The 19,363-nt window shown below is 74.8% G+C and carries 17 protein-coding genes and 1 pseudogene; 9 read left to right on the forward strand and 9 right to left on the reverse strand.

The genetic code is table 11. From position 1 onward, the window contains the following. Positions 1–11 precede the first annotated feature (11 nt). Positions 12–629, forward strand: a complete 618-nt coding sequence (locus ACI783_RS01735) for a hypothetical protein (RefSeq protein WP_457138844.1) — start codon at positions 12–14, stop codon at positions 627–629. 3 nt (positions 630–632) lie between these two features. On the opposite strand, the gene metF is transcribed toward ACI783_RS01735, so the two are convergent. After that, a complete protein-coding gene (metF, locus tag ACI783_RS01740) occupies positions 633–1,532 on the reverse strand; it encodes a methylenetetrahydrofolate reductase [NAD(P)H] (protein ID WP_457138845.1) in 900 nt (299 codons plus the stop codon). 168 nt (positions 1,533–1,700) lie between these two features. Here metF and ACI783_RS01745 point away from each other — a divergent pair, with 168 nt between their 5' ends. Genes ACI783_RS01745 through ACI783_RS01755 form a run of 3 tightly spaced genes read left to right on the forward strand, consistent with a single transcriptional unit; the run spans position 1,701 to position 5,295 of the window. After that, positions 1,701–2,828: a polyprenyl synthetase family protein gene (locus ACI783_RS01745; RefSeq protein ID WP_457138846.1), complete on the forward strand. Its 1,128-nt coding sequence runs from the start codon at positions 1,701–1,703 to the stop codon at positions 2,826–2,828. Continuing rightward, entirely contained in the window at positions 2,825–4,336 is a 1,512-nt protein-coding gene (gene crtI / locus ACI783_RS01750; protein WP_457138847.1) for a phytoene desaturase family protein, read from the forward strand. Before ACI783_RS01745 ends, crtI begins: the two co-directional genes overlap by 4 nt. After that, the gene (locus tag ACI783_RS01755; protein WP_457138848.1) at positions 4,333–5,295 is read left to right on the forward strand and encodes a phytoene/squalene synthase family protein; all 963 of its coding nucleotides are present in this window, start codon (positions 4,333–4,335) and stop codon (positions 5,293–5,295) included. The genes crtI and ACI783_RS01755 overlap by 4 nt, the downstream gene beginning before the upstream one ends. Here the strand turns inward: ACI783_RS01755 and ACI783_RS01760 are convergent. The 3 genes and pseudogenes from ACI783_RS01760 to ACI783_RS01770 form a co-directional block, all read right to left on the reverse strand. After that, positions 5,292–5,549: pseudogene (locus ACI783_RS01760) on the reverse strand (hypothetical protein); the annotation flags it as partial. The gene ACI783_RS01755 and the pseudogene ACI783_RS01760 overlap by 4 nt on opposite strands. Continuing rightward, positions 5,498–5,854 carry a lycopene cyclase domain-containing protein gene (locus tag ACI783_RS01765; RefSeq protein ID WP_457138849.1) on the reverse strand — a complete coding sequence of 119 codons (357 nt, stop codon included), beginning with the start codon at positions 5,852–5,854 and terminating at the stop codon, positions 5,498–5,500. The pseudogene ACI783_RS01760 and the gene ACI783_RS01765, both read right to left, overlap by 52 nt. Positions 5,855–5,861: 7 nt before the next feature. Beyond that, positions 5,862–6,185 carry an Rv2175c family DNA-binding protein gene (locus ACI783_RS01770; RefSeq protein ID WP_457080950.1) on the reverse strand — a complete coding sequence of 108 codons (324 nt, stop codon included), beginning with the start codon at positions 6,183–6,185 and terminating at the stop codon, positions 5,862–5,864. Between the two features lie 142 nt (positions 6,186–6,327). Here ACI783_RS01770 and ACI783_RS01775 point away from each other — a divergent pair, with 142 nt between their 5' ends. From ACI783_RS01775 to ACI783_RS01790, 4 genes are all read left to right on the forward strand, one after another. Further along, positions 6,328–7,434: an alpha-hydroxy acid oxidase gene (locus ACI783_RS01775; RefSeq protein ID WP_457138850.1), complete on the forward strand. Its 1,107-nt coding sequence runs from the start codon at positions 6,328–6,330 to the stop codon at positions 7,432–7,434. Between the two features lie 154 nt (positions 7,435–7,588). Continuing rightward, on the forward strand, positions 7,589–9,595 hold the full coding sequence (pknB, locus tag ACI783_RS01780; protein ID WP_457138851.1) for a Stk1 family PASTA domain-containing Ser/Thr kinase: 2,007 nt from the start codon (positions 7,589–7,591) through the stop codon (positions 9,593–9,595). A 10-nt stretch (positions 9,596–9,605) separates the two neighbouring features. Then, the gene (locus ACI783_RS01785; protein ID WP_457138852.1) at positions 9,606–10,523 is read left to right on the forward strand and encodes a deoxyribonuclease IV; all 918 of its coding nucleotides are present in this window, start codon (positions 9,606–9,608) and stop codon (positions 10,521–10,523) included. Positions 10,524–10,667: 144 nt separating this feature from the next. Beyond that, positions 10,668–11,843 (forward strand): S8 family peptidase, encoded by a 1,176-nt coding sequence (locus tag ACI783_RS01790; RefSeq protein ID WP_457138853.1) that lies wholly within the window; start codon positions 10,668–10,670, stop codon positions 11,841–11,843. A 78-nt stretch (positions 11,844–11,921) separates the two neighbouring features. Here ACI783_RS01790 and ACI783_RS01795 read toward each other — a convergent pair whose 3' ends face one another. The 3 genes from ACI783_RS01795 to ACI783_RS01805 form a co-directional block, all read right to left on the reverse strand. Beyond that, positions 11,922–13,379 (reverse strand): GntP family permease, encoded by a 1,458-nt coding sequence (locus ACI783_RS01795; protein WP_457138854.1) that lies wholly within the window; start codon positions 13,377–13,379, stop codon positions 11,922–11,924. Between the two features lie 118 nt (positions 13,380–13,497). Then, positions 13,498–14,529 carry a threonine aldolase family protein gene (locus ACI783_RS01800; RefSeq protein ID WP_457138855.1) on the reverse strand — a complete coding sequence of 344 codons (1,032 nt, stop codon included), beginning with the start codon at positions 14,527–14,529 and terminating at the stop codon, positions 13,498–13,500. Positions 14,530–14,598: 69 nt separating this feature from the next. Further along, positions 14,599–15,936, reverse strand: coding sequence for a class II 3-deoxy-7-phosphoheptulonate synthase (locus ACI783_RS01805; protein ID WP_457080966.1), 1,338 nt, complete (start codon positions 15,934–15,936; stop codon positions 14,599–14,601). Between the two features lie 232 nt (positions 15,937–16,168). On the opposite strand from ACI783_RS01805, the gene ACI783_RS01810 reads away from it, so the two are divergent. Then, the gene (locus ACI783_RS01810; protein WP_457138856.1) at positions 16,169–18,262 is read left to right on the forward strand and encodes a methyl-accepting chemotaxis protein; all 2,094 of its coding nucleotides are present in this window, start codon (positions 16,169–16,171) and stop codon (positions 18,260–18,262) included. A 116-nt stretch (positions 18,263–18,378) separates the two neighbouring features. Here the strand turns inward: ACI783_RS01810 and ACI783_RS01815 are convergent, their stop codons facing one another. Both ACI783_RS01815 and ACI783_RS01820 read right to left on the reverse strand, forming a co-directional pair. After that, the gene (locus ACI783_RS01815) at positions 18,379–18,870 is read right to left on the reverse strand and encodes a polyadenylate-specific 3'-exoribonuclease AS (protein WP_457138857.1); all 492 of its coding nucleotides are present in this window, start codon (positions 18,868–18,870) and stop codon (positions 18,379–18,381) included. A 4-nt stretch (positions 18,871–18,874) separates the two neighbouring features. Continuing rightward, complete coding sequence (locus ACI783_RS01820) at positions 18,875–19,315, reverse strand: RidA family protein (protein WP_457138858.1); 441 nt, start codon at positions 19,313–19,315, stop codon at positions 18,875–18,877. Between the last annotated feature and the right edge of the window lie 48 nt (positions 19,316–19,363).

Consider the following 19,363-nt stretch of genomic DNA (forward strand, 5'->3'; position numbering starts at 1 on the left):
CCGTTCCCGGGGTGGCTCCTCCGATCAGCGACGCCCTGGTCGTCGACGTGCTCCGTCGGGTCGACCGGGTGCTGGCCCCCGTGGTGCGGCGGCTGGGCCGGCCGCCCGAGCTGCCCGCCGAGCGGCGTGCCGCGTGGTGGGCCGACCGGGTCAGCCGGGTCGCGGCCGGCGTCTCGGCGGCGCCGCGGTTCGCCGGCCGGCTGGCCTCCCTGCTGCCGCTGCAGAACGCCGTCGGCTCGGCGGTGCAGTCCCTGGTCGTGCTCGGCGTCGCCGCCGAGCACGGGGTGACCGACCCGGCCGACCGGATCAGCCTGCTCACCCAGGTGCTGCTGGACCGCGAGCTGCCCGCCGAGCAGGTGCGCCCGCTGCTGGAGCGCGACCGCGGGGTGTACGCGCAGGAGGCGTTCGGGGAGCGGCGTTCCGGCGTCGGCGGCGCGGCCCGGGCGCTGTGGCGGGTCGCCCGGCTGCTCGGCCGGATCGACGACGCGCTGGACGCCCGGCCCAAGGGCAAGCTGCGCCACCGGGCGCTGTCGCAGCTGCCGGTGGTGGGCGTCGTCGGTGGCTACGCCGCCGAGCACGAGGGGCTGCGCCTGGCGGCGCGGGAGGCCGACGAGCTGCTCTCCAGCTGAGGGTCAGCCCGCCGGCACCCCGGCGAGGTTGGCGTGGACCTCCCGGGTCGCCGTCGAGCGGTTCATGGTGATGAAGTGGATCCCCGGGACGCCCTCGTCCAGCAACCGGCCGCACATCTCGGTGGCCACCTCCACGCCCAGCGCCCGCACCGCCCGCCGGGCCTCGGGGGTGTCGCCGTCCAGCGCGGCGAACCGCTCGGCGAGCTCGTCCGGGAACGCCTGCCCGGACAGCTGCACGATCCGCGCGATCTGCCGCGCGTTCGTCACCGGCATCACCCCAGCGATGATCGGGACGTCGCAGCCTCCGGCGGCCACGCGGTCGCGCAGCCGCAGGTAGTCCTCCACCCGGAAGAACATCTGGGTGATCGCGAAGTCCGCACCCGCCCGGCACTTGGCGATGAACATCTCGGTGTCGGCCTCGGCGTCCGGCGACCGGGGGTGCAGCTCGGGGAAGGCGGCCACGCCGACGCAGAAGTCGCCGGCGTCCTTGATCAGCCCGACCAGGTCGGCGGCGAACTCCACGCCCCCGGGGTGGGCCAGCCACTCCGACTGCGGGTCGGCGCCGGGCGGGTCACCGCGCAGCGCCAGCAGGTTGCGCACCCCGGCGGCAGCCAGCCGGCTGACCACGTGCCGCAGCTCCGCGACGCTGTGGTCGACCGCGGTGAGGTGCGCGAGCGGCAGCATCGTGGTCTCCGCGGCGATCCGCTCGGTCACCGCCACGGTGCCCTCACGGGTGGAGCCGCCGGCGCCGTAGGTCACCGACACGAAGGAGGGCTGCAGCCGCTCCAGCTCGCGCAGCGCGGTCCACAGCTGGGTCTCCCCCGCGGCGTCCTTGGGCGGGAAGAATTCGAACGACCACGTGGGCCGCCCCTGGGCGAGGAGCTCGCGCACCGTGCCGGTCACGAGGATGAGCGTAGTGACTGCATCCGGACCGCCGGTCGCGGGCGAAGGAACCCGGACAGCACGAGACGGGGCCCGCCGCGGCCCGGGGCGGGAGACCAGATGAACCGGTGTCAGTCGACTGACACCTTGATCGGGCCGGGACCGATCGAGTTGGGCAATACTGGCCCGGTGACCGCCGGGACCCAGCACCGCGACCGTCCATCCGGCCCCGGGGTCGCCGCCCCGCGGGCGGCCGACCTGGACCGGGTCCGCGCCGCGGTCAGCGTCGCGCTCGAGACCTTCCTGTCCGAGCAGCGCGCGACTCTCGGGGCCATGGCGCCCCAGCTGGCGCCGGTGGTCGACGAGGTCTGCGCCCTGGCCGAGGGCGGCAAGCGGCTGCGCCCGCTCTTCGCCTACTGGGGCTGGCGCGGGGCCGCCGGGTCCGCCCCGGCCGAGGACGACGCGTCGGTGCTGCGCGCCGTCGCCGCGCTGGAGTTCGTGCACGCCAGCGCGCTGGTGCACGACGACGTGATGGACGGCGCCCTGACCCGCCGCAGCCGGCCGGCCACGCACGTCGGCTTCGCCGCCCGGCACGGCGACGACGGGCTGGGCGGCGACCCCGCCCTGTTCGGCGTGGGGGCCGCGATCCTCGTCGGCGACCTGGCGCTGGTCTGGTCCGACGAGCAGCTGCGCCGGTCCGGCATCTCCACCGCGGCGCTGGCCCGGGCCCGCACGGTCTGGGACGTGATGCGCACCGAGGTGACCGCCGGCCAGTACCTGGACCTGCTGCGCGCCGCGGGCGGCCTGCCCGGGCCGGAGGGCGCGCTGACCGTCGCCCGGTACAAGAGCGCCGGCTACACCGTGCAGCGGCCGCTGCAGCTGGGCGCGGCCATCGCCGGCGCCGCCCCCGAGGTCACCGAGGCCTACACCGCGATCGGCCTGCCACTGGGCGAGGCCTTCCAGCTGCGCGACGACGTGCTGGGCGTCTTCGGCGACCCGGCGATCACCGGCAAGTCCGCCGACGACGACCTGCGCGAGGGCAAGCAGACCCTGCTCATCGCGCTGGCCGAGGAGCGCGCCGACGCCGCCGGGCGCCGGTTGCTGGCCGAGTCGCTGGGCGACCCGGCCGCCGGCCCCGAGCAGCTCGCCGCGCTGCGCGAGCTGATCGAGACCACCGGCGCCCGGGCCCGGGTCGAGGAGCGGATCGCGGAGCGGACCACCCTGGCCCGGACCGCGATCGCCGAGGCGCCCGTGGCCGAGGACGCCCGCGCCGCGCTCGACGCGCTCGCCGTCGCCGCGACCACCCGCACCGCGTGAGCGGCCTGCGCCGCGGCCGGGTCCGCACCGTCCCGGGCCGCACCGAGCAGGTGGTCGTCGTCGGCGCCGGGCTCGCCGGGCTGTCGGCCGCCCTGCGGCTGCGCGGCGCCGGCCGCGAGGTCACCGTGGTCGACCGCTGCCCCGGCCCGGGCGGACGGGCCGGCGTGGTCACCCGGGCCGGCTACACACTCGACACCGGCCCGTCGGTGTTCACCGCCCCGGAGATCGTCGAGGACGCCTTCGCCGCGGTGGGCGAGCGGATGGCCGACCGGCTGACCCTCACCCCGCTGACCACCACCTACCGCGCCCAGTTCGCCGACGGCTCGCACCTGGACGTGCACGCCGACCGGGCCGCGTTCGCCGCCGAGGTCGAGCAGCTGTGCGGGCCGGCCGAGGCCGCGGCGCTGCACCGCTACCTCGACGACCTGGCCGAGCTCCACCGGCTGCAGCTGCGCACCTTCATCGACCGCAACCTGGACTCCCCGCTGGACCTGGCCGGCCCCGAGCTGGTGCAGCTGGTCCGCCGGGGCGGCTTCCGGCGGCTGTCCTCGCACGTCGAGCGGTTCTTCGCCGACGACCGGCTGCGCCGGCTGTTCAGCTTCCAGGCCCTCTACGCCGGGGTGTCGCCGTTCCGGGCCATCGCCGCCTACGCGGTCATCGCCCAGCTGGACATCGGCGCCGGGGTCTGGCACCCCGAGGGCGGCATCGGCGCGGTGCCCCGGGCGATGGCCGCCGCGGCCGCCGACGCCGGGGTGGGGTTCCGCTACGGGGTCGACGCCGAGCTGGAGGTCGACGGCTCCCGGGTCACCGCCGTCCGGCTGGCCGACGGCGACCGGCTGCCCGCCGACGCCGTCGTGGTGACCGCCGACGCGCCCCACCGGCTGGTGCCGGGCCTGCGCGGCCCGCGGCGCCCGGTCCACTCGCCCTCCTGCGTGGCCCTGCACCTGGGTGCCCGCGCGACGTTCCCCGACCAGGCGCACCACACGATCAGCTTCGGGCGGACCTGGCGCCAGGTGTTCGACGAGCTCACCCGCGACGGGCTGCCGATGAGCGACCCGAGCCTGCTGATCAGCATGCCCTCGGTGTCCGACCGGGCCCTGGCCCCCGCGGGCGGCTCGGTGCTCAGCGTCGTCGCCCCGACGCCGAACCTCGACCCGCGCAGCGGCGGCAACCCCGACCTGGACTGGCCGGCGCTGGCTCCCCGCTACCGGGAGGAGCTGCTGGCCACCCTGGACGCGCGGGGCTGGACCGGCGTCGGCGGGGCGATCGAGGTGGAGGAGCTGCTGACCCCCGTCGACTGGGCGGCGCAGGGCATGGCCGCGGGCACCCCGTTCGCGCTGGCGCACACCTTCGGCCAGACCGGGCCGTTCCGCCCGTCCACGCTGCCCCGATCGGGCCCGGAGAACGTGGTGCTGGCCGGCTCGTCGGTGCAGCCCGGCGTCGGGGTGCCGATGGTGGTGATCAGCGGCCGGCTGGCCGCCGAGCGGATCACGGGGGTGCCGGCATGACCGCTGTCCCCCCGCCCACCCGGGAGCAGCAGCAGGCGGTGCTGGACGAGGCCTACGCGGTGTGCCGAGGGATCGCCGCCGAGCACGGCAAGTCCTACTTCCTGGCCACCCGGCTGCTCACCCCCGACCGCCGGGCGGCCATCCACGCGCTGTACGCCGCCGCCCGGGTGGCCGACGACATCGTCGACGTCGGCGCCGACCAGCCCGGCTGGGATCCCGAGGGCGAGCTGCTCGCCTGGTCGACCGCGGCCCTGGACGAGGTCTCCGCCGGCTGGTCCGACGACCCGGTCCGGCTGGCCCTGGTGCACACCTACCGCCGGTACGGCATCCCGGTCGAGCACCTGGTCGACTTCCTGGCCGCGATGACCAGCGACCTCGACGTCACCGGCTACGCCGACCTCGACGCCCTCGACCGGTACATGTGGGGGTCGGCGTCGGTGATCGGGTTGCAGGTGCTGCCGGTGCTCGGCATCACCCCCGGGGTCACCCGGGAGGAGGCCGCGCCGCACGCCATCGCCCTGGGCGAGGCCTTCCAGCTGACCAACTTCCTGCGCGACGTCGCCGAGGACGTCGACCGCGGCCGGGTCTACCTGCCCGCGGACCTGATGGCCGCGCACGGGGTCACCCGGGAGCAGCTGGCCGCCAAGCGCCACTCCCCCGGGTTCACTGCGCTCATGCGGGAGATGGTGGCGGTGACCCGCCGCCGGTACGACGACGCCGCCCCCGGCACCCCGATGCTGGCGCGCGAGTCCCGGGACTGCGTCCGCGCCGCGACCGCCCTCTACGGCGGGATCCTCACCGAGATCGAGCGCGCCGACTACCGGGTGCTGGACCGCCGGGTGCGGGTGTCGAGGCCGCGGCGCCTGGCGGTGTTCGCCCGCCGGTTGACCGCGGCCCAGCTGGCCAGGGTGAGCAGCACCAGGGCGAAGCCGAACAGCAGGTCCTCGACCGGGGCGTAGGCGACCCGCGGGCCCCAGATGACGTCGGGGTCGTAGGTGACCACGTCCAGGCCGGTGAGCACGCCGTTCATCAGCAGCTGGAAGCCGATCACGATGGCGTAGGCGGTCCAGAACACCGGCCGGGTGACCAGCCGGGTGCGCAGCACGAACAGGTCGACGACCAGCACGGCTGCCACCGCGAGCGCGGCCAGCGCCGAGTAGCTCACCGCCGCGCCTCCTCGGGGGTGCCCTCGACCGGGTAGCCCGCGTCCCACCCGGTCACCTTGCGCACCGCCTCCAGGGCCAGCACCGCGCAGATCGGGACGACGACGAAGAAGAGCACCTCCTCGACCGGGATGCCGCCGGGCAGCCGGACGTCGATGGTGCGGGTGGCGCTGTAGTCCCAGTGCCCCTGCTCGATCGCGTAGAGCACCCAGGCCAGGAACACCACCAGCTCGGGGACGAGCGCCAGCAGCAGCCGTCGCCAGCGGGCGTAGACCCGGACCCGCAGCAGCAGCTCCAGCGGGGCGGTGACCACGAGGCAGCCCACCAGGAGCGCCCCGTAGGTCAGCTGCCCCATCGCCGGCTCAGAAGGCCAGCGCCTGGGCGCGGCGCACGACCTCGCGGTGCCGGTCGTCACGCAGCGCCTGCACCGGCGTGCCGGGGAGCGTGTCGTCCTCCCGGTACAGCCAGTCGAAGGCCTCCTCCTCGGTGTAGCCGCCGTCCATCAGCACGGTGAGCAGCCCGGGCAGGTGCCGGAGCACCTCGCCGTCGAGCAGCAGGTCGGCCGGGATCTTGCTGTTGCCGCTGCCGGGGACGGCGATCAGCTTGTGCTCGCGCAGCAGCTGGCGGACCCGGTTGGGCGAGACGCCGAGCTGCTGGGCGACCTCCGCGGGGGTGAGCGTGTCCACGCGACCAGCCTAGGGCGGGCCCCGACCGGGACCGTCGGACCCCCGCGGGAGCCTGCCGGCCAGGACGCTGAGCAGCCTCGAACGCGAGCAGTTCCTCGCCGACCTGGGCCGACGGCCGGGGGCTTCCCTAGGCTCCAGCTCCATGTCCAGCAGCGACGCCCCCGGGCCGGTCCCCCCGTACCTCGACCTGGCCGCGCTGGAGGCGGAGGCCCGGCGGCAGCTGCCGGCCGACGTCTACGACTACTACGCCGGCGGCGCCGGGGCGGAGATCACCCTGACCGAGGCGACGTCGGCCTGGCGCGCCTGGCGGCTGCGCCCACGGGTGCTGCGCGGCGACGCCCCACCGCGGCTGGGCACGACGCTGCTGGGCGCGCCGGTGGCCACCCCGGTCGGGGTGGCGCCGTGGGGGTTCCAGGCCATGGCGCACCCGGACGGCGAGCGCGCCACCGCCCGCGGAGCGGCGGAGGCCGGCGCGCTGATGACCGTCTCCACCAGCGCCAACACCGCGCTGGCCGACGTCGCCGCCGTCACCCCGGCCGGGCCGCGCTGGTTCCAGCTCTACCAGCTGCACTCCCCCGCCCACACCGATGACCTGGCCCGCCGCGCCGGCGCGGCGGGCTACCAGGCCCTGGTGCTGACCGTCGACGTGCCGGTGCTCGGCCGGCGGCTGCGCGACCTGCGCAACGGCTTCGACCTCCCCGCCGGGCTGCCGATGGCGAACCACCCCGGCGCAGGGGGCGCGCCGGTATCCATGCGCGCCGCCGAGTCACCGGCGTGGACGCTGGCCGACATCGGCCGCCTCGGTGAGGTCTCCGGGCTGCCCGTGGTGGTCAAGGGCGTGCTCCGCGGCGACGACGCGGCCCGCTGCGTCGAGGCCGGCGCCGCCGCCGTCTGGGTGTCCACGCACGGGGGCCGGCAGGCCGACCCGGTCGTGGCCAGCGCCGATGCGCTGCCGGAGGTGGTCGACGCGGTGGCCGGGCAGGTCGAGGTCTACGTCGACGGCGGGATCCGGTCGGGGTCCGACGCGCTGGTCGCCCTCGCGCTGGGCGCCCGGGCGGTGTTCGTCGCCCGGCCCACCGCCTGGGGGCTGGCGGGCGGCGGCGGCGCCGACGGCGTGGCGCAGGTGCTGGGTGGACTGAGCGGGGAGCTGGCGCACACCATGCTGGTGTGCGGACTCGACGACGTGCGCTCGGTACCCCGGGACACCGTCGTCCGGGCCGGGTGGCCCGCCGGGGGGGCCTCGCGCTGAGCCGGCGCCGCTGGTCGGCCGGCGCGTCCGCCGACCACCGGCTGGACCGCGGCACCGCCGTCCGTCCAGCCCATCGGGTCACACCCGGCTCACCGTCCCGACGTGTCCGCGTCGTTTCGTCCAGCCGGACCGATCCGCTCCTAGACTCAGCGGCGTGGACACCGTCGTGACCGACCCCGCGGTCGGCCTGGTCCTCGAGGGGCGCTACCGCCTCGAGGAGCGCCTTGCGCGCGGCGGCATGTCCACCGTCTACGCCGCCACCGACCTGCGGCTGCACCGCACCGTCGCGGTGAAGGTGATGGCCGAGCACCTGGCGCACGACCCCGCGTTCGTCGACCGGTTCACCCGCGAGGCGCGGGCGACGGCGATGCTCAGCCACGTCAACGTCGTGTCCGTCAGCGACCAGGGCGCCGACCAGGGCCTGGTCTTCCTGGTGATGGAGCTGGTCCGCGGGCGCACCCTGCGCGACCTGCTGCAGGCCCGCGGCCGGCTCACCGTCGGCGAGGCGTTCGCCGTGCTGGAGCCGGTGCTCGCCGGCCTGACCGCCGCGCACCGGGCCGGCATCGCGCACCGCGACGTCAAGCCGGAGAACGTGCTGATCTCCACCGACGGCCAGGTGAAGGTCGCCGACTTCGGTCTGGCCCGCGCCGTCGCCGGCACCGGGCAGACCAGCCACACCGGCGGCGTGCTCATCGGCACCGTCGCCTACCTCTCCCCCGAGCAGCTCGAGCGGGGGCGCAGCGACGCCCGCAGTGACGTCTACGCCGCCGGCATCATGTTCTACGAGCTGCTCACCGGTCATCCTCCGTACCAGGGCGACACCGCGCTGGCGGTGGCGTACCAGCACGTGCACCACGACGTCCCGGCGCCGTCGACGGAGGTGCCGGGCGTCCCCTGGCAGGTCGACGAGCTGGTCGCGCGCACGACGCGCCGCGAGCCGGCGGCCCGCCCGCTGGACGCCGGGGCCTTCCTCGCCGAGCTCGTCGACCTGCGGGCCGACCTGGGGATGGCCCGGGTGCCCGTGCCCACTGGCCGCACCACCGACGCCCCCGGGGCGCTGCGCCCCACCAACCGGTCCACCGCACCGCGCCCCCGCGGGGCGAGCGCGCCGGGCCCGGGCTCCGGCGAGCCACGCACCGAGGTGCTCGGCGGGGGCCGCAGCCGCGGCACCACCGTGCTCCCCGGCCGCGGTGCGACGGCGCACGTGGACGGCGCCCGGCCCACGGCGCCGCGGCACCCGTCGGTCCGCCCGGGCGTCCCCCCGCACATCCGCCGCCGGCGGGCCCGGTTGGCGATCGCCGTCGTGCTGCTGCTGGCGATCACCATCGGCGCGGTGGGCTGGTGGCTGGGCAGCGGCCGGTGGACCGACGTGCCGGACCTGCTGAACCAGGACCGGGACACCGCCGTCGGACTGCTCCAGGAGGCCGGGCTGGACCCGGCCTTCGGCGAGCCCCAGTTCAGCGAGGAGCTGCCCGAGGGCACCGTCATCTCCGCCGACCCGGCCGACGGCGAGGCGATCCGCGGCAGCGACGTGACCCTGGTGCTCTCCAAGGGGCCGGAGCGGTTCGAGGTCGACCCCGGGCTGGTCGGGCAGCCGCTGGAGGCGGTCGAGGCCGCGCTGACCGAGGCCCAGGTCCCGGTGACCGTCACCTCGCGCGAGGAGTTCGACGACAGGCAGCCCGTCGGCACCGTGCTGGGCTTCGAGCCGGCCGCCGGCACCGAGCTCAAGCGCGGTGACACGGTCACCGCGGTGGTCAGCGCCGGGCGCGCCCCGGTGAAGGTCCCCGACGTCGTGGGCCTGAGCCCCGAGGCGGCGACCACCAACCTGGAGGAGCGCGGCTTCGCCGTCGAGCGGACCACCGGGCGCAGCGCCGACGTCGACCCCGGTGAGGTGATGGCGGTCAGCCCCGGCCCCGGGGACGCCGCGCAGCCCTATGGCAGCACGGTGACGATCCAGGTCTCCGAAGGCGTGCCCCAGGTGACCGTGCCCGACGTGAAGGGCAAGTCCAAGGACGAGGCGACCGCGCTGCTCGCCCAGGCGGGCCTGGAGGCCGAGTCCACCCAGTTCATCGCGGGCGACCGCGTGTTCCAGCAGAGCCCCCGGGCCGGCGAGGTCGTCGACCAGGGCAGCACCGTCCGCATCCTCATCAGCTTCGGGTGACCTCCTCCTCGTGACCTCCCCCAGCACCGCCCTGCCCGCTCCCGCCCTGCCCTCCCCCTGGGTCCTGCCGCCGATCGGGGCGCACATCCAGATCAAGGGCGGCCTCGCCAAGGGCGGGCTGGCCTACACCGACGCCGTCGGCGCCCGCGCCGTCCAGGTGTTCGTCGGCAACCCGCGCGGCTGGAAGCCCAGCGCCGGTGACCCGGTGCAGGACGCGGCCTTCACCGCCGGCTGCGCCGAGCGCGGGGTGCCCTCGTTCATCCACACCCCGTTCCTGGTCAACGTCGGCTCCCCCAGCGAGGCGACCGTCGAGCAGTCGATCGCGACCATCCGGCACAACCTGGCCCGCGGCCGCGAGCTGGGCTGCGTGGGCGTGGTGGTGCACGCGGGCTCCGCCGTCGGTGAGGACCGCTACGAGGCGGCGCTGGCGCAGCTGCACGACCGGCTGCTCCCGGTGCTGGACGACCTCCCCGAAGGTGCGCCCCGGCTGCTCATCGAGCCCACCGCCGGCGGTGGGAAGTCGCTCGCCGCCACGGTGGAGGACCTGGGCCCGTACCTGGCCGCGCTGGAGCACCACCCGGCGGTCGGGGTCTGCCTGGACACCTGCCACGCCTGGGCGGCCGGCCACGACCTGGCGGCCCCCGGCGGCATGACCGCGATGCTGGCTGCACTGGAGGCGACGGTCGGCCCCGGCCGGCTCGGCCTGGTGCACGCCAACGACTCCCTCGACGCCCGCGGCTCCACGCGCGACCGGCACACCACGATCGGCGCCGGCTCGATCGGTGCCGCACCGTTCGGCGAGCTGCTCACCCACCCGGCGCTCGCCGGCGTGCCGGTGGTCGTGGAGACGCCCAGCGCCGACGACGGGCACGCCCGGGACATCGCGCTGCTGTGCGCCCTGCGGGACGGGACGACGCTCCCGGGCTGACCCGGCCGTCGGCGAGTTCTGCGGACGCGCCGGTCCGGGATCGATCCCACCGGCTCCGCCCTTTACGGGACGACGCCGGGACGCTTTGACTCTCCGTGTCTGAGTCGTATCTGAGAGTGCGGCCGCATCGACCGAGGAGATCCCGTGCCCAACCGCAGCCTCCCCCGCCGGACCCTGGCCACCGCCGCCCTGACCGCCCTGGTCGCCACCGGCCTCGGCGCCACCGCCGGCACCGCCTCCGCCGCACCCACCGGGCCGAAGGACACCTACATCGTGAGCCTGGTGCCCGGTTCGCCCGCGGCCGCGATCGCCGAGCAGGCCGCCCAGCGGCTCGGCGGCGAGGTCGAGCACGTGTACACCGCGGCCCTCAGCGGCTTCGCCGTCGAGCTGCCCACCGCGGTGGCGGACCGACTGGCCACGCTGCCGGGCGTGGCCGGCGTCGAGCGGGACGCACCGGTCGAGCTCAGCGCCACCCAGTCCTCGGCCACCTGGGGCCTGGACCGCACCGACCAGCGGTCACTGCCGCTGAACGGCAGCTACGGATACACCGCCACCGGCGCCGGGGTAACCGCCTACGTGATCGACACCGGCATCCGGCTCACGCACGGCGACTTCGGCGGCCGGGCGGTCTCCGGCTACGACGCGGTCGACGGCGGCAGCGCCGACGACTGCAACGGCCACGGCACGCACGTGGCCGGCACCGTCGGCGGCACCGCGCACGGGGTGGCGAAGGGCGTGCAGCTGGTGGCGGTGCGGGTGCTGGACTGCGCGGGCAGCGGCACCAACGCCGGCGTCATCGCCGGCATCGACTGGGTCACCGCCCACCACCGGCCGGGGCAGCCGGCCGTGGCCAACATGAGCCTGGGCGGCGGGACCAGCACCGCGCTGGACAACGCCGTGGCGCGCTCGATCGCCGACGGGGTCACCTACGCTGTGGCGGCCGGCAACGGCAATGCCCAGGGCGTGCCGCAGAACGCCTGCTACTCGTCGCCGGCCCGGGTCGCCGGTGCGCTGACCGTCGGGGCGACCGACCGCACCGACGCCCCGGCCTCGTTCAGCAACTACGGCAGCTGCGTGGACCTGTTCGCCCCCGGCGTGGGGATCACCAGCGCCTGGCACACCGGCAACACCGCGACCAGCACGATCAGCGGCACCTCCATGGCCACGCCGCACGTGGCCGGCGTCGCCGCGCTGCACCTGCAGGGCAACCCGGCGGCCTCCCCGGCGGCAGTGGGCTCGGCCATCACCGCGGGCGCCACCAAGGACGCGGTCCGGACCACCCGCACGGCGAACAACGACCTGCTGTTCAGCGCCTACTGACCCACCCTCGGCGCGACGCGGCCGGGCAGCCCTCCGCGGGGCTGACCGGCCGGGGTCGCCCGCACCCCGGGCAGCGGGTCAGAAGATGCCGCTGAGCACCCAGGCGATGGCGAAGCCGACGACACCGATGAGCGTCTCCATGACCGTCCAGGTGCGCAGCGTCGTCTTGACGTCCATCTCCAGGAACCGCCCGACCAGCCAGAACCCGGAGTCGTTGACGTGGGAGAGGACGGTCGAGCCGCACGCGATCGCGATGACGACGAAGGCGACGTCCAGGCGGGACAGGTCACCGGCCTCGACCGCCGGGGCGACCAGCGCGGCCGTGGTCAGCAGGGCTACCGTCGCCGACCCCTGGGCCACCCGGAGGCAGGTGGCGATGACGAAGGCGCCCACGATCACCGGGAGACCGATCGACTCCAGGCTGTCCGCCAAGGCCGTGCCGATCCCGCTGGCGCGCAGTACGCCACCGAACATGCCGCCGGCGCCAGTGATCAGGATGATCGCGGCGACCGGGCCGATCGAGGAGTTCAGCAGCTGCTCGGTCTCGCTCCGGGAGAACCGCTCGCGGGAGAGCACGGCCGCGGCCACCAGCAGGGTGATCAGCAGGGCGACCGGGGTCTGACCGAGCAGGGTCACCCACTGCAGCCAGCCGGCCTCGTCGTCGACGGCGCCGGCCGTGGCCAGGGTGTTGAACCCGGTGTTGAGCAGGATCAGCACCAGCGGCAGCAGGAGCAGGGCGAGCACGGTGCCGAACTTCGGCGGCGTCGTCCGGTGGGCGACCGCGGTCTTCCCCGTGCCCGGCGTGGTGCCGGCGACGGTGCCCTCGGCCGCCTTCTCGCCGCCGTCCGGCTCGTCGTCGGGCAGCCGCTCGCCGCCGAGGGTCGCCGGCACCGGGACGTGCACCCGACGGCCGATCCACTGGCTGAACAGGTAGGCGGCGATGAACCAGGTGGGCACGCCGATCACCAGGCCGACGACCACGAGCAGGCCGATGTCGGCGCCGAGGATGTCGCCGGCGCCGACCGGGCCGGGGTGCGGGGGCACGAAGGCGTGCATGACCGCGAAGGCCCCCGCCGAGGGCAGCGCGTAGATCAGGACGGAGCCACCGAAGCTCTTGGCGACGCTGAAGATGATCGGCAGGAAGACGACGAACCCGGCGTCGAAGAAGATCGGGAATCCGAACAGCAGGGACGCGACGCCGAGGGCGAGGGGCGCCCGCTTCTCGCCGAACCGGCCGATCATCGAGTCGGCCAGCACTCGGGCGCCGCCGGTGACCTCCAGCAGCTTGCCGATCATCGCGCCGAGGCCGACGAGCAGCGCCACGCTGGCCAGGGTGGACCCGAAACCGGAGAGCATCGTGTCGATCACCTCGCCGACCGGGATCCGGGTGGCGAGCGCGGTCAGCAGGCTCACCAGCACCAGCGCCACGAAGGCGTGGACCTTGAACTTCATGATCAGGACGAGCAGGACGGCGACGGCTCCGACTGCGATCAGCAACAGCGGAGTGGTGCCCAGGGCGGGTTCGACGTCTTCCACGGCGGGCCTCTTCGAGTCGACGAGAGTGGGACCTGCCCGGCGGACCGGGTGGGCCCCACTCTGTCAGTCGGTGATCATCACCGCAGTCCGGCCGCGACGGGACCGTGACCTGGCTCGCTCAGCGGCCGGTGAGCTCGCCGATCACCTGGGTGAGCACCTTCGCCGCCCGCTCCACCCCGGCCCGGTCGACGTCCAGGTGGGTGACCAGCCGGATCCGCCGGCCGCTGACCTGCCCGACCAGCACGCCCTGGGCCTGCGCCGCGGCGGCGACCTCGGCGGCGGGGACGTCGTCGACGACGACCATGTTGGTCGGCACGCCGTCGGGGTCGACGCCGAGCCGCTCGGCGAGCGCCTGCGCGTGCGCGTGGTCCTCGGCCAGCCGTTGCAGGTGGTGGTCGAGGGCGAACAGCCCGGCGGCGGCCAGCACGCCGGCCTGGCGCATGCCCCCGCCCAGGCGCTTGCGCCAGAGCCGGCCCGCGGCGATCCTCTCGGCGTCGGCGACCAGCACCGAGCCGACCGGGGCACCCAGGCCCTTGGACAGGCACACCGATGCGGTGTTGGCCAGCCGGCCGTAGGTCTCCAGCGGGACCCCGGAGGCCACGTGCGCGTTCCAGATCCGGGCGCCGTCGAGGTGGACGGCGACGTCGTGCTCGCGGGTCCAGCCGAAGAGCGCCTGCAACTCCTCGAGCGGCTGGACCAGCCCGCCGCCGCGGTTGTGCGTGTTCTCCACCGCGATCGCCGCGGTCGAGGTGACGTGCCAGTCGTCCTTGGGGCGCACCTGGGCGATCAGCTGCTCGGCCGACAGCGGCCCCCCGGTGACCACCGTGCGGCTGGCCAGGCCGAACAGCGCCGCCGCAGCGCCCATCTCGTAGGTGAACACGTGCGCGTCGGCGTCCCCGACGACCTCCTGGCCGGGCTCGCAGACCAGCCGCAGGCCGATCTGGTTGCCCATCGTGCCGGAGGGGACGAACAGGGCTGCCTCGTGCCCGAAGAGGGCGGCGACCCGCTCCTCCAGGGCGTTGACCGTCGGGTCCTCGCGGTAGACGTCGTCGCCCACCTCGGCCTCGGCCATGGCCCGCCGCATCCCGGCCGTCGGCCGGGTCACGGTGTCCGAGCGCAGGTCGACCGCGCCGCTGGTCGAAGTCGTCATTCCTCTGTGCCTCTCGGCCCCGCTGCAGGGGCCCGCCGCGAGTGTGCGAGTGGTGGGGGGGGGCCTTGGTCAGCCGCGCAGCATCTCGGTGACCAGGAACGCCAGCTCCAGCGACTGGCCGGTGTTCAGCCGGGGGTCGCACGCCGTCTCGTAGCGGCTGTTGAGGTCCGCGTCGCTGATCTCCATGGCACCGCCGAGGCACTCGGTGACGTCCTCACCGGTCAGCTCGACGTGGATGCCGCCGGGCCAGGTGCCCAGGCCCCGGTGCACGTCGAAGAAGCCGAGCACCTCGTCGACGACCCGGTCGAAGTGCCGGGTCTTGTAGCCGCTGGGGGACTCGTGCGTGTTGCCGTGCATCGGGTCGCACTGCCAGACCACCTGGTGGCCGCTGGCGGTGACCTTCTCCACGATGCCCGGCAGGACGTCGCGGATCTTCCCGTTGCCCATCCGGCTGATCAGGGTCAGCCGCCCGGGGATGCCGTCGGGGTCGAGGCGCTCGACCAGCTCGGTGGCCTGCTCCGGCGTCGTCGTCGGGCCGATCTTGACCCCGATGGGGTTGGCCAGCTTGGAGACGAACTCGATGTGTGCGCCGTCCATCTGCCGGGTGCGCTCGCCCACCCACACGAAGTGGGCGCTCAGCGCGTAGGGGCGGCCCTCGTACATCCGGAGCAGGGCCCGCTCGTAGTCCAGGATCAGCGCCTCGTGGCTGCTGTAGAGCTCCACCCCGCGCAGCGCGTCGGAGTCGATGCCGCAGGCCTTCATGAACGCCAGGGCCCGGTCGATCTCCCGCGCGATGACCTCGTAGCGCACCCCGGCCGGCGAGGTGGCGACGAAGTCCTTGTTCCAGTCGTGCACCGCGTGCAGGTCGGCCAGGCCGCCCCGGGCGTAGGCGCGGATCATGTTCATCGCGGCCGCGGAGTTCGCGTAGGCGCGCACCAGCCGACCCGGGTCGGGGATGCGCTCCTCGAGCACCGGGTTCAGCGAGTTGACCATGTCGCCCCGGTAGGAGGGCAGACCGAGGGCGTCGGTGTTCGAGCTGCGCGGCTTGGCGTACTGCCCGGCGACCCGGCCCACCTTGACCACCGGCACGCTGGCGCCGTAGGTGAGCACCACCGCCATCTGCAGCAGGGTTCGGGTGGTCGCCTGCAGGTGCGGCTCGGTGTTGAGGTCGAAGGTCTCGGCGCAGTCGCCGCCCTGGAGCAGGAATGCCTTGCCCTGGGCGACGTCGGCCAATTGCTGACGCAGGGTGTCGACCTCGGCCGGCGCGACGATCGGCGGGACGGTCGAGAGCGTGGACAGGACGGCGTCCAGCGCGGCACGGTCGGGCCACTCCGGCTGCTGGGCGGCGGGCAGACCCCGCCACCGGTCCAGGTCGGGGACCAGTTCCGCGGGTTCAGGCAGGCTCACAGGACGAGGGTACGGCCCGACGGGCAGCTGCTGGGAAGCACGTCCGCATCGTGGGAAACAGCCGCCGATGGGCGCCGTGGTGCGGTTGGGGCGCGTGGTGCGTCCGGCAGCGGACGACCCCGTCTCGGGTCCCGAAGATCATCGCGCCTGCCGATGCACCTGGAGAGGCGGGATCCACCCCGCCCGGGGAAGCGGGCCAGGGGGCAACGTGCGCAGGGGCATCAGGACGAAGGTGGTCGCGCTGGCAGTGGCCAGCATCGCGGTCACCGGCGCAGCCATGGTGGGGGTGAGCAGCTGGCAGAGCAGCTCCTTCGCCGACGAGGCGAAGGACGACGTCGGCCGGCTGGCCGACGACAGCCTGAGCCGGATCACCGACGGCGTCTACGACGTCGTCTCCACCCAGGGCGAGTCGACCAGCGCCAAGGTCGACAGCGACCTGCAGGTGGCGGGCTACGTGCTGCAGCAGTCCGGCGGGCTCTCCCTGGGGAGCGGCCCGCGCGAGATGGTGGCGTGGGACGCCAAGAACCAGGTCACCAACGAGGTCACCCCCGTCGCGCTTCCCCGCGTCGAGATCGGTGGCCAGTGGCTCGGCCAGAACGCCGACGTCGACGTCCCAACCCCGGTGGTCGACCAGGTGCAGGCGCTGGTCGGCGGCACCGCGACGATCTTCCAGCGGATCAACCCCGCCGGCGACATGCTGCGGGTGGCCACCAACGTGGTGGGCGCCACCGGCAGCCGGGCGATCGGCACGTACATCCCGGCGGTCGGCGCCGGCGGGGCCCCCAGCCCGGTCATCTCCGCGGTGCTGGCGGGCCAGACCTACCGGGGGACGGCCTACGTCGTCGACTCCTGGTACGTGACCGCCTACCAGCCGATGTTCGACCCCGCCGGCGAGGTGATCGGCATGATGTACGTGGGCGTGAAGCAGGAGAACCTGCCCGCGCTGCGGGCGAGCCTGCAGAAGACCACCGCCGGGGAGAACGGCACCCTGTGGGTGCTCGGCGGCACCGGCGACCGCGCCGGCACCGTGCTGGTCAGCGCGGACGGCAGCGCCGACGGCACCTCCCTGATGGAGGCGACCGACGCCGACGGCCGGACCTACGTGCAGGATCTCGTGGCGAAGGCGGTCACGCTGCAGCCCGGTGAACAGGCGACCGTCCGCTACCGGGACGCCGAGACCGGGTCGCACACCGTGCAGGTGGCCTACTACCAGCCCTGGGACTGGGTGCTCGTCGTCGACGCGCAGGACAGCGACTTCGCCGGGCCGGTGGAGCGCCTGGAGGACGGCCGGTCGTCGATGGTGACCGGGATGGTGGTCGCCGCGATCGTGGTGGCGCTCGCCGGCGCCGCGCTGGCGCTGTGGCTGGGCCGCCGGCTCACCGAGCCGCTGCACGCCCTGCACCGGCGGATGGTCGAGATCGCCGACGGCGAGGGCGACCTGACGCAGCGGGTCGACGACTCCACCTCCGACGAGGTCGGCGAGCTGGCCAAGGCGTTCAACCGGTTCGTGGACAAGGTGGCCGGCACCATCCGCGACATCGGCAACTGCGCCGGGTCGCTGGCGATCTCCGCCTCCGGGGTGGCCCGGGTGGCCGACGGGCTCGGCGAGCGGGCCACCCGCAACCGCGACCAGGCCCGCAACGCCTCCCAGGCGGCGTCCGACATCAGCTCGGGGGTCACCTCCGCCGCGGCGGGTGCAGAGCAGATGGGGTCGGCGATCCGGGAGATCGCCCGCAGCGCCAGCGAGGCCAGCCACGTCGGTCAGGGCGCCGTCGAGCTCGCCGCCAACACCGAGACCGCGATCGCGGCACTGGGCACCAGCTCGGCCGAGATCAGCGACGTGGTGAAGGTGATCTCCGCCGTCGCCGAGCAGACCAACCTGCTCGCGCTCAACGCCACGATCGAGGCGGCTCGCGCCGGGGAGGCCGGCAAGGGCTTCGCCGTCGTCGCCACCGAGGTCAAGGAGCTGGCCCAGGAGGCGTCTCGGGCCAGCGAGGAGATCCACCAGCGGGTGCAGTCGATCCAGGCCGACACCGGCGCCGCGGTGGGCTCGATCAGCCAGATCGTCGGGGTCATCCGCGAGATGAACGACCACCAGACCACGATCGCCAGCGCGGTCGAGGAGCAGACGGCGGTCACCAACGAGCTGTCCCGCAGCGTCTCGTCGGTGGCCGACGGCGCGGGCTCGGTGACCGACGTGATGACCGAGGTGGCCTCGGACGTCGAGCGGACCGCGGCCGACGTGGAGACCGCGCGCGCGTCGGCCCGTGAGCTGGACCAGCTCTCCGGCGAGCTGACCCGGCTGATCAACGTGTTCACCGTCTGAACGAGGAACCCGTCCGACGGGGGCCGTCGGCAGCGATCAGCTGCCGGCGGCCCCCGTCGCGTTCCCGGGCACGTGCGGCGACCAGCGCGGTCGCCGACCCCCACCCGGGCCGACCGTCACCGAGCCGCGGCCTCGATGGCACGCCAGCGGGTCAGGTTGTAGCGGGCGTCGACGAGGGCGTCGTGGGTACCGGCGGGCTTCGGCGGGAGCGCGGGCTTCCCCGCGTCGTCCCACCGCTGCCGCAGCTCGCGGGTGAAGCGCGGGATCGACCGCGGCAGGGCGGGCATGGCGCCCCACAGCTGGCACAGCGCGACGTGGTCGTAGGCGGCGAACCAGGCCCACAGCTCGATCTCCTCCCCCGGTGCGGTGAGGAAGGACAGCAGGTCGTCGCGGATCCGCTCCCGCGTGCGCCACGCCTTGTCGGCCGGCGGCGGGAGCTGGTCCAGCACGTTGCGGCGGACCCACGGGACGGCCCGGTCGGGGTCGAACTCGGTGCTGACCGCGTAGAACTCGCGACCGGTCTCGTCGACCACGCCGATCGACACCAGGTCGATCGTGGTCCCGTCCTCGATGAACTCGGTGTCGTAGAAGTACCGGCGCACGCTCACGCCGTCACGGTAGAGGGGCGTCGTCCGGCGAGCCCGGCTCCTGCCAGCTGTCGCGCACCGCGAGGGCCTCCACCTCGACCAGCTGTCCGCGGTAGCCGAGCATCGTGACCCCGACCAGCGTGCTGGGCGCGTCGTGCTCGCCGAACACGCCGCACACGACCTCCCAGGCCAGGTCCAGGTCGGCCCGATCGGTGGTGGCCACGTACACCGTCGTCTTGAGGACGTCGGTGAGCGCGGCGCCGGCCGCCTCGAGGGTGGCGACCAGGTTGGCCATCACCTGTCGGGTCTGTGCGGCGACGTCGCCCTCGGCGACGACGGCCCCGTCGGCATCGAGGGGGCAGGCGCCCGCGGTCACCACCATGCGGCCGGGGTCGGTCACGGCCGCGTACGCGTACGGCACGGCGGCGAGGTCGGGCAGGCGGACGAGTTCGATCCCCGCGGTCACCGCCCCATGATCGGGTCCGCGGTGCCGGCCCGCCCCTCGGGCGCCGGG

The sequence above is a fragment of the Modestobacter sp. SYSU DS0511 genome, from assembly GCF_054050755.1.